The organism is Massilia varians (assembly GCF_027923905.1).
In the GTDB taxonomy this organism is placed as follows: Bacteria; Pseudomonadota; Gammaproteobacteria; order Burkholderiales; family Burkholderiaceae_D; genus Telluria; species Telluria varians_B.
On sequence record NZ_AP026966.1, the window covers coordinates 3,891,024 to 3,904,668 of the forward strand.

Sequence of the window (13,645 nt, forward strand, 5' to 3'; positions counted from 1 at the left end):
ACGCCTTACTTCTTCCTCTTGATGTGCTCTTCGAGCTCGGCGAAGCTCGGGCGCTCGGTCGAGTACAGCACCTTGCGGCCGAATTCGACGGCCAGCGCCGGCGCATAGCCGTTCAGGCTCGCCAGCAGCGTCACCTTCACGCACTGGAACATCTTGGTCGACTCCTCCAGCTTCTGCTCCAGCACGCTGGCCAGCGGGGTCACGAAGGCATAGGCCAGCAGGATGCCGAGGAAGGTGCCGACCAGCGCCTTGGCGATCAGGATGCCCAGCTCGGCCGGCGGCAGGCCCACCGATTCCATGGTGTGGACCACGCCCATCACCGCCGCCACGATACCGAAGGCCGGCAGGCCGTCGCCGACCTTGGCGATCACGTGGGCCGGGATCGCGCCCTCGTGGTGGTGGGTCTCGATCTCGTTGTCCATCAGGTTTTCGATCTGCATCGCGTCCATGTTCCCCGACACCATCAGGCGCAGGTAGTCGGTCATGAATTCGACGATGTGGTGGTCGGCCAGGACCGCCGGGTATTTCGAGAACAGGGGCGAGGCTTCCGGCGCCTCGATGTCGCCTTCGATCGACATCAGGCCTTCCTTGCGCACCTTCGACAGCACGTCGAACTGCAGCGCCATCAGCTCCATGTACATGTCCTTGGTGTACTGCGAGCCCTTGAGCACGGACGGCAGCGCCTTCATGGTGGCCTTGACCGACTTCATGGTATTACCGACGAAGAAAGCACCCAGCGCGGCGCCGCCGATCATCAAGAGTTCGATCGGCTGCCACAGCGAGGCCAGGTGGCCGCCGGCCAGGGCGAAGCCGCCGAACACGCAGGCGCAGACGACGAGGTAACCAAGAATGACTAACAAGGGAATTCCGCTCCAGAAATGCCGGGGATATTCCTCCGGCCGGCTCAATAATAGTGATCTCAGGCAAAGTTGACGCAGGGAACCACTCTAGCGGGAGAATGACTTACCGGCAAGCGGAAAGGCCGGTTTTGTCGTCTAAAAGTGCCAGATATGAAGGGCTGGACCACCCTCTGTGGGATAGACGATACGGTCCGGCGAACGATCATCGATGATGAATTCGTAACTGAGTAGCAGCGAACCGGGCCGCATTTCACGCGCCGCCTTGCGCCACAGGGCGCCCATCGCGGCCGGCGACAGGTAGGCGAACACCAGGTCGAATTCGCCGAAATTGAGGGCATTGTAGTCGCCGCGGATGAAGCGCGCGGGGCTGCGGGCCAGGCGCGCGCGCAAGCGGCTCACCAGCCAGGGCAGCGGCGCCAGCTCGATGCCGATAGCCTCGATGGCGGGGCCGCGGCGCGCCAGGTCCAGCACCAGGCCGCCCAGGCCGCTGCCGATGTCGATCACGCGCGCCGCTTGTTTATGTGGTAAAAGCTCGGCCACCGCCTCCCGGACGCGCCGGCCGGACGGATAGTACGGCACCTGGGTACGGTAGGTGGACCAGTACAGCAGGAGCAGGAACAGGAAGACGGCCAGGAAGACCAGCGGCGGGATCGCCAGTTGCACGGCGCCGAACAGCGCGACCGGGAACAGCAGCGCTATTGCGCGCCACCAGCTCGCCAGGCCGCGCCACCAAGTCAGGGCGGCGGCGACCAGCCCTTGGATCAGGGCCACGGACAGGTAGGACATCGGGATGCCGGCGGTGGCCAGCAGCCAGGTCAGCGCCAGGGTCAGCGGGAATGCGGCAAGCTGCAGGAGCAGCGCCGCAACTGCCGGTTTCATGTAGGGTGGACGGCTTCGCCGTCCGCGCGTTCCACTACGGGGTGAATAGAGGCAGCGCGCCTGAGCATGCACGGTTTGAACGCGCGGACGGCAGAGCCGTCCACCCTACGCACATCCGTGTTCACTCGCCCTGCTTCGCGGCGGCGTTGGCCGCGTCCCTGGCATCCTTGGCCTTGCGCGTCTTGCCGGCGCGCGAAGGCATGTGGCACAGGCCGCACAGGTAGCCGGCGTTCAGGTCGAGGGCGTTGACGATGAACTTGCCCTGGCATTTCTGGCACGGGGCCAGCACCAGCATGCCGCTCTGGAAGAAGCGCACCAGGGTCCAGGCGCGCGTCAGCGACAGCAGCGGCTCTTCGCCCGGTTCGGGCGGCATCTGTTCGAGGTAGAGTTGATAGGCCTTCATCACGGCCTGGATGCCGCTCGCGCCGGCATGTTCGACCAGGAAGTGATGGATGTTGATGAACAGCGAAGAATGGATGTTGGGCTGCCAGGTCAGGAACCAGTCGGTCGAGAACGGCAACATGCCCTTGGGCGGAGAGACGCCCTTCAATTCCTTGTACAGCTTGAGCAGGCGCTCGCGCGACAGCGAGACTTCGGTTTCGAGCAGCTGGAGGCGCGCCCCCAGGTTGATCAGTTCGATCGCAAGCTGGATTTCCTGCGCTTCCGATACGACACTCTTCTTGCTCATTGCTACTCCCGCCCGTATTGCTTGCCGTGCAGCCCCGACGGGGCCGCCTCAAGTGGGATTTTATACGATCTCTTCAACAGGCTGGCCGGCCATCAGGATGGCGGCGTGCGACTGGGCCAGGCTGCGCTCCTTGGTGTGGCTGGTCAGCATCGACAGGATGGCGGTGTCGTCGAAGCGGAAACGGGCCAGCATCATGTTGCCGCTTGCCAGCTTCAGGATCTGGGCGTTGCTCATGCCTTCGATCAGCTCGGCGATGTCGGCAGAGATGCCGAGACGGAAAATGGCGGTGACTTTGTCGGCGCGGATCATCTGCTGAGCCAGCATCAGGTAGCTCAGGTTAGCGTCGCGGATTTCAGCCATCATGTCGTTGATCGTCATTTTCTTCTCTCCGTATCCGTTGAATCGGCTACCCAGTCGTTACTGAGTGTTGCCGTTGAGATAGATTCTGACCGTGAGGAAACTTTTTCGGTATTGGACGAAGTCTGTATTTTTCGTCCGCGAAATGACGACATGACCCGTAGGAGTTTGTCTGACAAACCCTGCCGGATCACTCTGGCGCCCCTATGAAAACGGGGCTGGAGGAGTTGCGGAAAATCCGCCGAATTGTGGACGCCTGACGCTGCTTCTGTCGTGCGCTTGATACGGTTTACGTCAAGCTTTTGGAGAACTTTAGGGTTTTCGCAAAATATTTTTTCACTTTGCTGCCCCTCTCCACCCCATTAACGGCGTGCCTGGCGAGAACTTGAGGGTTTGTCGAAAATATTTTTTCAAGACCCTTTACCGCGCTTCTGGTACGGGTAACGGCAGCGCTTTGGGGAACTTGAGGGTTCTCGAGAAAAAATGTCGAAAATTTTTTCGGGGCGCGAAAACAGTTATCTTCAAACCAACAAAAGCGGACGGCCGGCACGGGAACTTGCTACACTGCGAAGCTGGCAAAAGCTTCAAGCCTCAACCATTCAAAGGCGCCGCATGGACTCTTTACGCATCTGGGATATCAGCCCGACGATCTCGATCGACATTCCGGTCTGGCCGGGCGACACGCCTTTCGATGCCGCGCCGACCTGGCAGATCCAGGATGGCTGTCCGGTACGGGTCAGCCGCATGACCATGACGACCCACCTCGGCGCCCATACCGATGCACCCAGCCACTACGACCCGGCCGGCAAGTCGATCGACCAGGTCGACCTGCGGCCCTACATCGGCGCCTGCCGCGTGATCCATTGCGTGGGTGTACCCCGGGTGGAGGCCGCCCACCTGGAGGGCAAGCTCGACGGCGTCCCGCCGCGCGTGCTGCTGCGTACCTACGCGTATGCGCCCCAGCATGCCTGGGATCCGGCCTTTCGCGCCATCAGCCCGGCCGCGATCGACCTGCTGGCCAGCCGCGGCGCGATCCTGGTCGGCACCGACGCCCCCTCGCTCGACCCGCAGGACTCCAAGACCCTGGACGCCCACCATGCGGTGCGCGCCGCCGGCATGGCGATCCTGGAAGGCATCGTGCTGGACGAGGTTCCCGAGGGCGACTATGAACTGGTCGCCCTGCCCCTGAAATTCGCCGGCATGGACGCCAGCCCGGTGCGCGCCATCCTGCGCCAACTACCAACGAAGGAAGCTGCATGACCGCTGTAATGACACGCGCCGACTGCGTCGCGCGCGACCAACGCGACCCGCTGCGCGCCCTGCGCGCGCGCTTCGACCTGCCCGACGGGATCATCTACCTCGACGGCAATTCGCTCGGCGCCCGGCCCAGGGCCGCCCTCGCCCGCGCCCAGGAAGTCGTCAGCCGCGAATGGGGCCAGGACCTGATCAAGAGCTGGAACACGGCCGGCTGGTTCGACCTGCCCAAGCGCCTCGGCGACCGCCTGGCGCCGCTGATCGGCGCCAAAGCGGGCGAAGTCGTGGTCACCGACACCACCTCGCTCAACCTGTTCAAGGCGCTGGCCGCGGCGCTGCAGCTGCAGGCCGAAGGCGCGGGAGCCGCGCGCCGCACCATCGTCACCGAGCGCAGCAACTTCCCCACCGATATCTACATGGCCGAGGGCCTGACCCGCTGGCTGGATCGCGGCTACCGGGTGCGCCTGGTCGATTCGATCGAGGAGATCCCGGCCGCGGTCGACGACGACTGCGCGGTCCTGATGCTCACCCACGTCAACTACCGCACCGGCTACCAGCATGACATGGCGGCCTTGAGCCGCCATGCGCACGCCGCCGGCGCCCTGGCGGTGTGGGACCTGGCCCACTCGGCCGGCGCGGTGCCGGTCGACCTGCATGCGGCAGGGGCCGACTTCGCGGTCGGCTGCACCTACAAATACCTCAACGGCGGCCCCGGCGCCCCGGCCTTCATCTGGGTGCCGCAGCGCCACCAGGCGGCGTTTTCCCATCCGCTCACGGGCTGGTGGAGCCATGCCCAACCCTTCGCGATGTCGCACGGCTTCGCCGCTGCCGATGGCATCGGCCGCGCGCTGTGCGGGACCCAGCCGGTGCTGTCGCTGGCGCTGGTCGAGTGCGGACTGGAGGTATTCGAGGAGACCACCATGGCCGCCATCCGCGAGAAGTCCCTGGCCTTGACCGACCTGTTCATCGAGCTGGTCGAATCGACCTGCCGCAAGCATCCGCTCGGCCTGGTGACGCCGCGCGACCATGCGCGCCGCGGCAGCCAGGCCAGCTTCACCCACCCGCATGGCTACGCGGTGATGGCGGCCCTGATTCGGCGCGGCGTGATCGGCGACTACCGCGAGCCGGAGATCATGCGCTTCGGCTTCACGCCGCTGTATACCAGCTTCGCCGACGTCTGGGATGCGGTGGCGATCCTGAAGGACATCCTCGACCGCGAAGCCTACGACACCCGGGCCGAGCGCAGCGCCGTGACCTGAGGCCGACATGGACGACCAAGCCAACCCCAAACCGGCCGAATGGCACGGCGCCAAGCTCGATTTCAAGGAATCGATGAGCTACGGCGACTACCTGGGCCTGGACCGGATCCTGTCGGCCCAGCATCCGCTCTCGCCCAACCACAACGAGATGCTGTTCATCATCCAGCACCAGACCAGCGAGCTGTGGATCAAGCTGATGCTGCACGAGCTGCAGGCGGTGCGCCGCCACATCAAGGATAGCAACCTGCCGCCGGCCTTCAAGATGCTGGCGCGCGTGGCCCGCATCATGGACCAGCTGGTGCATGCCTGGGACGTGCTGGCGACCATGACGCCGCCCGAATACACGGCGATCCGCCCCTACCTGGGCGCGTCCTCGGGCTTCCAGTCCTTCCAGTACCGCGAGCTCGAGTTCATCCTCGGGAACAAGAACGCGAACCTCCTGGCCGTGCACGAGAAGTCGCCCGAGGCGCACGCCATCCTGGAACGCGAACTGCATGCGCCTTCCGTCTACGACGAGGCGGTGATGCTGCTGGCGCGCAGCGGCCTGGCCGTCGCCCCGGAACGCCTGAACGCCGACTGGACCCGGCCGACGGTTGCCGACGAGAGCGTCAAGGCAGCCTGGCTGCAGGTCTACCAGGATACCGAGCACCACTGGGCCTTGTACGAACTGGCCGAGAAGCTGGTCGACCTGGAGACCGCCTTCCGCTTCTGGCGCTTCCGCCACGTGAGCACGGTGGAGCGCATCATCGGCTTCAAAACGGGTACCGGCGGCACCACCGGCGCCAGCTATCTGCGCAAGATGCTCGACGTGGTGCTGTTCCCTGAATTGTTCGCTCTTCGAACCGCGTTGTGAGTGGAGCAAGCCAGGCGGTGTATGATCGCATTGTTCCCATGACATGAGGAAACAATGCAATCCGCACCGCCTGCGCTCGCGCAGCCCTTCTCCATCTATCTCGACCTGACCCGCTTCCTCGCGGCAGTCATGGTGGTGCTCGCCCATTTCGAGTACTTCGGCGCCATTCCCAAGGGCGCCTGGGGCCTGGTGCCGGAGATGGGGCGCGAGGCGGTGATCGTGTTCTTCGTGCTGTCCGGCTTCGTGATCGCATCGACCGTGGCGCAGCAACGGCCCTCCGCGCGCGCCTACGCGGTGGCGCGCCTGTCGCGCCTGTATTCGGTGGCGCTGCCGGTCCTGCTGCTGGGCCTGGCCTGCGCGCTCGCCGTGCGCAGCTTCACCGATCTGGTTCCGCCGCACAGCTATGTGCTCGACAAACTGTACGTGTACGTACCTTTGCACCTGCTCTTCCTCGGCCAGCACTGGACCCTGGCCGAAGTCCCGCCGTACATGGAGCCCTACTGGTCGCTCAGCTACGAAGCCTGGTACTACCTGCTGTTCGGCCTGGCCTGGTACCTGGAGGGGCGGCGCCGCATCCTGCTGGTGGCGCTGGCCCTGGCCCTGATGGGCTACAAGCTATGGCTGCTGCTGCCGGTGTGGCTGGCCGGCGCCTGGCTGTGCCGGCGCAGCCACGGCCCCTGGCTCGCCCCCAGGGCGGCCCGGGCCGGATGGCTGGCCAGCCTGGTGCTGCTCGCAGCCTGGGTCGGCCTGCGCCTGGAAGACCCGCTGCGCATGGCTGCCATCGCCTGGTGGCCCTTCCCCGCACTGCACCTGGGCAGCGCCGACCGCTTCCTCGGCGACTACGTGGTCTGCGCCATCGTGCTGCTCAATTTCGCCTGCGCCCGCGACGCCGGCTTCACCGCGCTCGAGCGCATCGGGCCGGCGATACGCCTGCTGGCCTCGTACACCTTTACGCTCTACCTGTCGCATGCGATCGTGATCGCGCTGTGGCTGGGCTTCTATCCGCAGGCGCGCGGCGCGGGCGCCGGCCTGGTGGGTCTGGGCGCCGCGATCGCCGCGACCACCTTCGCCATCGGCACCCTTACCGAACACCGCCGCCACCTGTTCCGGGCCCTGTTCGCGCGCCTGCTGGCGCCGCGCACGCCCATGGTTGCGGCCGAAAAATCCGGCGCCTGACGTCCGCCTGCCGCTTTCGACGTACAATCGCCGTTACTATTTTTTTAAGGGCGGAGGCGCGATGAAGTGCGACGTACTGATCCTGGCAGGCCTGTGGAATTCCGGCCCCGAGCATTGGCAGAGCCAGTGGCAGGCACGCTATCCCGCCTGGACCAAGGCCCGGCACCGCGACTGGAACTGCCCGGAGCGCGACGAGTGGGTGGCCGAACTGGACGCGGCCATCGGCGCCTGCAAGGGAGCGCCGATCCTGGTCGCGCACAGCCTCGGCTGCATGCTGGTGGCGCACTGGGCCGCCAGCCGCTCGCCCTTGAAGGTGGCCGGCGCCTTCCTGGTGGCCCCGAGCGACGTCGAAGCGCCTAGCTATCCGGCGCCGAGCAACGGATTCGCGCCGGTCCCGCTCGCGCCCCTGCCCTTCCCCAGCATGGTGCTCGCGAGCAGCGACGATCCCTACCTCAGCTTGACACGCGCCGGCGCATTCGCCCAGGCCTGGGGCAGCCGCCTGGTGCACATCGGCGAGGCCGGCCACGTGAATGCGGAGTCCGGCCACGGCCCCTGGCCCGAGGGCGAGCGCCTGCTGCAGGAATTCTGCGACCAGATCGGGCACACCACGTGACGGTCCTGACCACCGCGCGCCTGCGCCTGGAACCGATCTCCCCCGCGCACTACGCGGGCCTGCGGGTGCTGAACGCCGATCCGGCGGTGCAGCGCTACATCGCGGGCCGTCCCGAGACGCCGCAGGAAACCGCGGCCATGATCGCGCGCGTGCGGGGCCGCTGGCAGCAGTTCGGCCATTCGTGGTGGAGCTTCATCGAGCAGGACACGGGAAACCTGGTCGGCGCCGGCTGCATCCAGCACCTCGGGCACGATCCTGCCAACGAACACGAGGTCGGCTGGCGCCTGCTGCCCAGCCGCTGGGGCCGCGGCTATGCCACGGAAGCGGCGCGCCGCATGGCGGCCTTCGCCTTCGACGATCTGCAGGCGCCCTCGCTGGCGGCGATCTGCCACCCGGAGAATGCCGATTCGGCCAAGGTGATGCGGCGCCTGGGCATGCGTTACCGGGGCGAAGAGACCTGGCATGCGCAGGTCGTGTCGGTGTACGACATCAGCGCGCCAGCCTTCGCGGCGCTGCGCACATGAAGACCTACCGCGGCAGCTGCCATTGCGGCAGCGTGCGCTTCGAAGCCGACATCGACCTGGGCGCCGGCACCATCAAGTGCAACTGCACGATCTGCACCAAGATGCGCTTCTGGGCGGCGCTGGGACCGTTCCATGCGGTGGTGCTGGCCAGTCTGGACGACTTGCCGGTCGAGGAACTCCTGGCAGCGCCGGTACGCTACCTGGACGGGCGCAACGATCATTGGGTGACGCCGCCCCTCGAAACCCGCCACCTTTGAAGGACTCGCGAACCGTACGGTGGGCGGCTTCACCGTGGCATTCAATCAGCCAGTAGCACCAGCGCCGCCCACGCGTTCAAGCGACGGTCGTGACCCATCTAGGCATCCGGGTACGCGAACACGGATTGAACGCGTGGGCGGCAAAAGAGCCGCAGGGGTGAATGTATGTTCGGGTGGAGCCGCCCACCCTACGAAAAACCGGGGCACCAGGCCCCGGTTCGGTGCAGACTGATAAAGACGCTTACTTCGCCGTCGCCAGCAGCATCTCGTTCAGGCGTTTCACGAACGAGGCCGGATCGCTCAGGCTGCCGCCCTCGGCCAGCATGGCCTGGTCGAACAGGATGTGCGACCAGTCGGCAAAGCGCGGGCCGCTCGCGTCCTCGTACTTCAGGCGCGTCACCAGGGGGTGGTTCGGGTTGATCTCGAGGATCGGCTTCGATTCCGGCGCGTTCTGGCCGGCCGCCTTCAGCATGCGCAGCAGGTTACCCGACAGCTCGTTCTCGTCCGCGACCAGGCAGGCCGGGGAATCGGTCAGGCGGAAGCTCACGCGCACGTCCTTGGCCTTGTCGCCCAGCGCGGCCTTCATCTGCTCGACCAGTTCCTTGTAGCCGGCTTCGACCTCCTGGTGCTCCTTCTTCTCGGCTTCGTCTTCCAGGCCGCCCAGGTCCAGGCCGCCCTTGGCGACCGACACCAGTTCCTTACCGTCGAACTCGCTCAGGAAGGACAGCATCCACTCGTCGACGCGGTCGGTCATCAGGAGCACTTCGACGCCCTTCTTGCGGAAGATCTCCAGGTGCGGGCTGTTCTTCGCGGCGCCGTAGTTGTCGGCGGTGACGTAGTAGATCTTGTCCTGGCCTTCCTTCATGCGCCCGACGTAGTCCGCAAACGAGACGGTCTGCTCGTCCGACTCGCCGGCGGTGGAGGCGAAGCGCAGCAGCTTGGCGATGCGGTCCTTGTTGGTCGCGTCCTCGCCGATGCCTTCCTTGAGCACCTGGCCGAATTCCTTCCAGAAGGTGGCGTACTTGTCCTTGCCGGCCTGCTCTTCCGAGTTGGCCATCTCTTCCAGCATGCCCAGCACGCGCTTGGTCGAGCCTTCGCGGATCACGCGCACGTCGCGCGACTCCTGCAGGATCTCGCGCGAGACGTTCAGCGGCAGGTCGCTTGAATCGATCACGCCCTTGATGAAGCGCAGGTAGGTCGGCATCAGCTGCTCGGCGTCGTCCATGATGAACACGCGCTTGACGTACAGCTTGATGCCGCCGCGCTTGTTGCGGTCCCACAGGTCGAACGGGGCGTGGCCCGGGACGTACAGCAGCTGGGTGTACTCGCTGCGGCCTTCCACCCGGTTGTGGGTGTAGGTCAGCGGGTCCTGGAAGTCGTGCGAGACGTGCTTGTAGAACTCGTTGTACTGTTCTTCGGTGATCTCGCTCTTCGAGCGCGCCCACAGCGCGCTGGCCTGGTTGACGGTCTCGAATTCGTCCTTCAGGACGGTGGCTTTCTTTTCCTCGTCCCACTCTTCCTTCTGCATCACGATCGGCAGCGAGATGTGGTCCGAGTACTTGCGGATGATCGACTTCAGCTGCCAAGCGGAGAGCAGCTCTTCCTCGCCGGCGCGCAGGTGCAGGATCACGTCGGTGCCGCGGCTCGGCTTCTCGATCTGCTCGACGCTGTAGTCGCCTTCGCCGGTCGACTCCCAGCGCACGCCGTCGGAGGCGAACGCGCCGGCGCGGCGGGTGTTGACGATGACGCGGTCGGCCACGATGAAGGCCGAATAGAAGCCGACGCCGAACTGGCCGATCAGGGCCGCGTCCTGCTGCTGGTCGCCCGACAGCTTGCTGAAGAATTCCTTGGTGCCCGACTTGGCGATGGTGCCCAGGTGCGAGATGACTTCATCGCGGCTCATGCCGATGCCGTTGTCCGAAATCGTGATGGTGCGCGCATCCTTGTCGAAGCTGACCTTGATTCTCAGTTCATGGTCGTTGCTGTACAGGGCGTCGTTGTTGATCGCCTCGAAGCGCAGCTTGTCGGCGGCGTCGGAGGCGTTCGAGATCAGCTCGCGCAGGAAGATCTCCTTGTTCGAGTACAAGGAGTGAATCATGAGCTGCAACAGCTGTTTTACTTCTGCCTGGAAGCCAAGGGTTTCTTTTTCGGCAACTGCCATCTTGTTCCTCGTGGTGAGTCAGGTTAAGGGTTAAACATAGCGGATTGCAGCAATATAGGGATGCCGATAACAATTTCAAGGCCTGTCCGTTCACGCTGGCAATATTGCAATAATTTTAACCTATCCCGGCTCAGCGCTTGGCGGCGGCCAGCGGTCTGACCTGGATATTCCGATAGAACACTTCCGCACCTTCCGACTGCAGCGAAAACTTCCCGCGCGTATGCGGCAGCATCCGGCCGCCCAGGTTCTGGCGCGGGTTTTCGACGCGCAGCACTTCGTGGCCGTTGACGATGTGGACCAGGGTCTTGCCGTCGGCGATCACCTCCATCGTGTTCCACTCGCCGGTCGGCTTCTCGAAGTTGCCCTTCTTGAGGATGCGCGCCTTCAGGCCGGTGCGCAGCGGCAGGCTCGGCTCGTAGCGGTAGAACTTCCAGTCGCCCTCGTTGGCGTCGCCCACGCGCGCATCGACCGTCACGCCGTCCAGGCTGTGGTAGTCGCCAGTATCGCCTTCCTGGATCTGCGCTTCGTGGCTGCGCATCCAGTGCCCGCTCTCGGCGCCTTCCAGGCCGACCGCGTAGTACAGCAGCCCGCTGTCGCGCGGCAGGTCGAGGCGCGGGGCCCATTTCCTGCTGCCCCACTTGAATTCGAGCTTGAGGTGGAAATGCTCGTACTCGCCGACCGTGCTGACGGCGCCCCACTCTTCGCCCGACACGCGCAGCATGCTGTCGACCACCGAGAACACCTTGCGCGGATCCTGGTTCAGGCCGCGACTCGAGGTCGGGATCTTCATGTTCAGCGAGGTCGGCTGCATGCTGATCCAGGTCGTCCAGCCGGACAGGTCGCGGCCGTTGAACAGCGGGGTCCATCCGGCCTCGGCCGCCTGCAGCGGCGTGCACAGGGCCAGGGCGGCGGCCAACAGGCTGGCTCCAGCCAAGCAATAGCGGGGCATCACGGGTCTCCTTCTCTTATAAATATGCGCTGCGCCTGAACAAGCCCGGCAGCGCCGCGGGCAGCCCTTCGGTACAGGCGAAGTCAATCTAGCACGGCCGATTGTGTTAGCGCTATCACAAACAGCCATCTTGCCGAATTCTTTGTAAATTTTTCCGATTTATTGACACTCTTAAACATTTCGGAATGCTAGTATTTCCCTCATAAACAGCCGGGCGCGCCAAAAGTGTTAGCGCGCACATGACTGAACACAAAAGCGGAGACAGGCAAGATGAGCACAATTGTCGTTGGCATGGGCATGGTCATTGCCATGGGCTCGGACAGCGAGCACGAGGAGCGCAAGGAGCGTCAGCGCCCGCGCCGTGCGCCATCCGCGGCCAGACCCTGCGCCAACGCGGCGCGGGAGGAATGCGCCGGCTTCTTCGCCGCGCATGGCATCTCGCCCCCGAGCACCCTGTTCGACACGCTCTCGGACGCCTATTACTTCGCCAAGAACCGGGCCGGCCAGTTCGTCTGGGGCAACCGCCTGCTGCAAGAGCAGCACCGGCTCGCCGACGTCAAGGACATCCTCGGCAAGACCGACCACGACTTTTTCCGGCGCGACATCGCCGACCGCATCCGCGCCGACGACCTGGCCGTGATGGAGACCGGCGTCACCGTCAAGAACAAGCTGGAAGTGATCGACGGCGGCAACGGCGTGCTGACCTGGCTGTTCACCACCAAGGTCCCGATCCGCAACCGCGAGGGGGCGATCGTCGGCATCGAAGGCTTCTCGCGCGACGCCCGCCGTTCGCAGGACACGATCGCGCCCTTCCACGAATTCAAGGCCTGCATCGAATATGTGCAGGAACACCTGACCGAGAACATCAGCATCGACCACCTGGCCAGGCTGTCCTGCATGTCGCTGTCGACCTTCGAGCGCAAGTTCAAGGAGCACTTCTCGCTCACGCCCAAGCAGTACGTGCTGCACATGAAGGTCCACGAAGCCTGCCGCCTGCTGCCCGGCGCCGCCAGCATCGCGCGGGTGGCGCTGGCCACCGGCTTCGGCGGGCAGAGCTACTTCACCAAGCAGTTCCGCAGCATCGTCGGGATCACGCCCAAGCAATACCAGCTGGCGCTGGCGGCCGGACGGCCGGCAATGCGCCATCTTTTCACCGAAAAGGAAACCATGTCGAAGCCACTTGATCCCTGCGCCCGGCAACGGCGCTCGGCCCTGCTGCGCCTGGGCGCCCTGTGCGGCGTGGGCGGATTGTCCGCCCTGGCCTCAAGCAGCGAGGTGCTTGCCGCCGTGGCGGCGGCGAACAAGGGCGCCGCCTACGAGCCGGTGCTGCTCACCCGCGACGAGCTGCTGCTGACCGGCGTGCTGGCCGAACTGATCATCCCCAGGACCGACACGCCGGGGGCGCTGGCGGTCGGCGCGCACCGCACCATCGACCACCTGCTCAAGGTGTGCGCGCTGGCGGCGGAGCAAGCGCGCTTCAAGGCTGGGCTGGCCCGCATCGATGCGGCCGCGCAGGCGCAGGGCGGCAAGCCTTTCCGGGCCCTGCCGGCGGCGCGCCAGGTGGCGCTGCTGCACGCGCTCGACGCCGGCAGCGTCCCTTTCAATGGCGACGACCAGGGCTTTTTCCGCCAGCTGAAGGGCTATGTGGCCTTCGCCTACTACACCTCGGAAGCCGGCGCCACGCGCGAGCTGGCCTACCTGCCCATTCCCGGCGGCTTCCAGGGCAACTACAAGCTCACCCGGTCCAGCCGCGGCTGGGCGATCCAATAACAGCCGACACCAGGCCCCATGGAACCCGTCTCCTCCTTCTATATC

14 protein-coding genes are annotated in these 13,645 nt (G+C 65.1%); 8 read left to right on the top strand and 6 right to left on the bottom strand.

All coding sequences use genetic code 11. The features are described 5' to 3' along the window. Positions 1–5 precede the first annotated feature (5 nt). From motA to flhD, 4 genes are all read right to left on the bottom strand, one after another. Positions 6–860, bottom strand: a complete 855-nt coding sequence (gene motA, locus MasN3_RS17505; RefSeq protein ID WP_281908892.1) for a flagellar motor stator protein MotA — start codon at positions 858–860, stop codon at positions 6–8. A gap of 135 nt (positions 861–995) precedes the next feature. Continuing rightward, positions 996–1,739, bottom strand: a complete 744-nt coding sequence (locus MasN3_RS17510) for an SAM-dependent methyltransferase (RefSeq protein ID WP_281908893.1) — start codon at positions 1,737–1,739, stop codon at positions 996–998. Positions 1,740–1,860: 121 nt separating this feature from the next. Further along, complete coding sequence (flhC, locus tag MasN3_RS17515; protein WP_281908894.1) at positions 1,861–2,427, bottom strand: flagellar transcriptional regulator FlhC; 567 nt, start codon at positions 2,425–2,427, stop codon at positions 1,861–1,863. 60 nt (positions 2,428–2,487) lie between these two features. Next, positions 2,488–2,805: a flagellar transcriptional regulator FlhD gene (gene flhD / locus MasN3_RS17520; RefSeq protein WP_281908895.1), complete on the bottom strand. Its 318-nt coding sequence runs from the start codon at positions 2,803–2,805 to the stop codon at positions 2,488–2,490. Positions 2,806–3,396: 591 nt separating this feature from the next. On the opposite strand from flhD, the gene kynB reads away from it, so the two are divergent. The 7 genes from kynB to MasN3_RS17555 all read left to right on the top strand — a co-directional run bounded on the left by kynB (position 3,397) and on the right by MasN3_RS17555 (position 8,720). Further along, on the top strand, positions 3,397–4,044 hold the full coding sequence (gene kynB, locus MasN3_RS17525; protein ID WP_281908896.1) for an arylformamidase: 648 nt from the start codon (positions 3,397–3,399) through the stop codon (positions 4,042–4,044). Beyond that, positions 4,041–5,297 (top strand): kynureninase, encoded by a 1,257-nt coding sequence (kynU, locus tag MasN3_RS17530; RefSeq protein ID WP_281908897.1) that lies wholly within the window; start codon positions 4,041–4,043, stop codon positions 5,295–5,297. The genes kynB and kynU overlap by 4 nt, the downstream gene beginning before the upstream one ends. 7 nt (positions 5,298–5,304) lie before the next feature. Next, entirely contained in the window at positions 5,305–6,150 is an 846-nt protein-coding gene (kynA, locus tag MasN3_RS17535) for a tryptophan 2,3-dioxygenase (RefSeq protein ID WP_281908898.1), read from the top strand. 54 nt (positions 6,151–6,204) lie between these two features. After that, entirely contained in the window at positions 6,205–7,326 is a 1,122-nt protein-coding gene (locus tag MasN3_RS17540) for an acyltransferase family protein (RefSeq protein ID WP_281908914.1), read from the top strand. 61 nt (positions 7,327–7,387) lie between these two features. Further along, positions 7,388–7,939, top strand: a complete 552-nt coding sequence (locus MasN3_RS17545) for an RBBP9/YdeN family alpha/beta hydrolase (protein ID WP_281908915.1) — start codon at positions 7,388–7,390, stop codon at positions 7,937–7,939. Beyond that, on the top strand, positions 7,936–8,463 hold the full coding sequence (locus tag MasN3_RS17550) for a GNAT family N-acetyltransferase (protein ID WP_281908917.1): 528 nt from the start codon (positions 7,936–7,938) through the stop codon (positions 8,461–8,463). The genes MasN3_RS17545 and MasN3_RS17550 overlap by 4 nt, the downstream gene beginning before the upstream one ends. After that, complete coding sequence (locus tag MasN3_RS17555; protein WP_281908918.1) at positions 8,460–8,720, top strand: GFA family protein; 261 nt, start codon at positions 8,460–8,462, stop codon at positions 8,718–8,720. The genes MasN3_RS17550 and MasN3_RS17555 overlap by 4 nt, the downstream gene beginning before the upstream one ends. A 241-nt stretch (positions 8,721–8,961) precedes the next feature. Here MasN3_RS17555 and htpG read toward each other — a convergent pair whose 3' ends face one another. Both htpG and MasN3_RS17565 read right to left on the bottom strand, forming a co-directional pair. Then, on the bottom strand, positions 8,962–10,881 hold the full coding sequence (htpG, locus tag MasN3_RS17560; protein WP_281908919.1) for a molecular chaperone HtpG: 1,920 nt from the start codon (positions 10,879–10,881) through the stop codon (positions 8,962–8,964). Positions 10,882–11,011: 130 nt separating this feature from the next. After that, positions 11,012–11,830, bottom strand: a complete 819-nt coding sequence (locus tag MasN3_RS17565) for a 3-keto-disaccharide hydrolase (RefSeq protein WP_281908920.1) — start codon at positions 11,828–11,830, stop codon at positions 11,012–11,014. A gap of 270 nt (positions 11,831–12,100) precedes the next feature. Between MasN3_RS17565 and MasN3_RS17570 the strand changes: the two genes are divergently transcribed. Beyond that, positions 12,101–13,600 carry a gluconate 2-dehydrogenase subunit 3 family protein gene (locus tag MasN3_RS17570; protein ID WP_281908921.1) on the top strand — a complete coding sequence of 500 codons (1,500 nt, stop codon included), beginning with the start codon at positions 12,101–12,103 and terminating at the stop codon, positions 13,598–13,600. The last annotated feature ends 45 nt before the right edge of the window (positions 13,601–13,645 follow it).

Excerpts from the sequence above, each read along its gene's own strand:
- flhC (WP_281908894.1), bottom strand. The coding sequence starts at position 2,427 with ATGAGCAAGAAGAGTGTCGTATCGGAAGCGCAGGAAATCCAGCTTGCG.
- MasN3_RS17555 (WP_281908918.1), top strand. The coding sequence starts at position 8,460 with ATGAAGACCTACCGCGGCAGCTGCCATTGCGGCAGCGTGCGCTTCGAA.
- kynU (WP_281908897.1), top strand. The coding sequence starts at position 4,041 with ATGACCGCTGTAATGACACGCGCCGACTGCGTCGCGCGCGACCAACGC.
- MasN3_RS17565 (WP_281908920.1), bottom strand. The coding sequence starts at position 11,830 with ATGCCCCGCTATTGCTTGGCTGGAGCCAGCCTGTTGGCCGCCGCCCTG.
- MasN3_RS17510 (WP_281908893.1), bottom strand. The coding sequence starts at position 1,739 with ATGAAACCGGCAGTTGCGGCGCTGCTCCTGCAGCTTGCCGCATTCCCG.
- kynA (WP_281908898.1), top strand. The coding sequence starts at position 5,305 with ATGGACGACCAAGCCAACCCCAAACCGGCCGAATGGCACGGCGCCAAG.
- htpG (WP_281908919.1), bottom strand. The coding sequence starts at position 10,881 with ATGGCAGTTGCCGAAAAAGAAACCCTTGGCTTCCAGGCAGAAGTAAAA.
- flhD (WP_281908895.1), bottom strand. The coding sequence starts at position 2,805 with ATGACGATCAACGACATGATGGCTGAAATCCGCGACGCTAACCTGAGC.
- MasN3_RS17540 (WP_281908914.1), top strand. The coding sequence starts at position 6,205 with ATGCAATCCGCACCGCCTGCGCTCGCGCAGCCCTTCTCCATCTATCTC.
- kynB (WP_281908896.1), top strand. The coding sequence starts at position 3,397 with ATGGACTCTTTACGCATCTGGGATATCAGCCCGACGATCTCGATCGAC.
- MasN3_RS17570 (WP_281908921.1), top strand. The coding sequence starts at position 12,101 with ATGAGCACAATTGTCGTTGGCATGGGCATGGTCATTGCCATGGGCTCG.
- MasN3_RS17545 (WP_281908915.1), top strand. The coding sequence starts at position 7,388 with ATGAAGTGCGACGTACTGATCCTGGCAGGCCTGTGGAATTCCGGCCCC.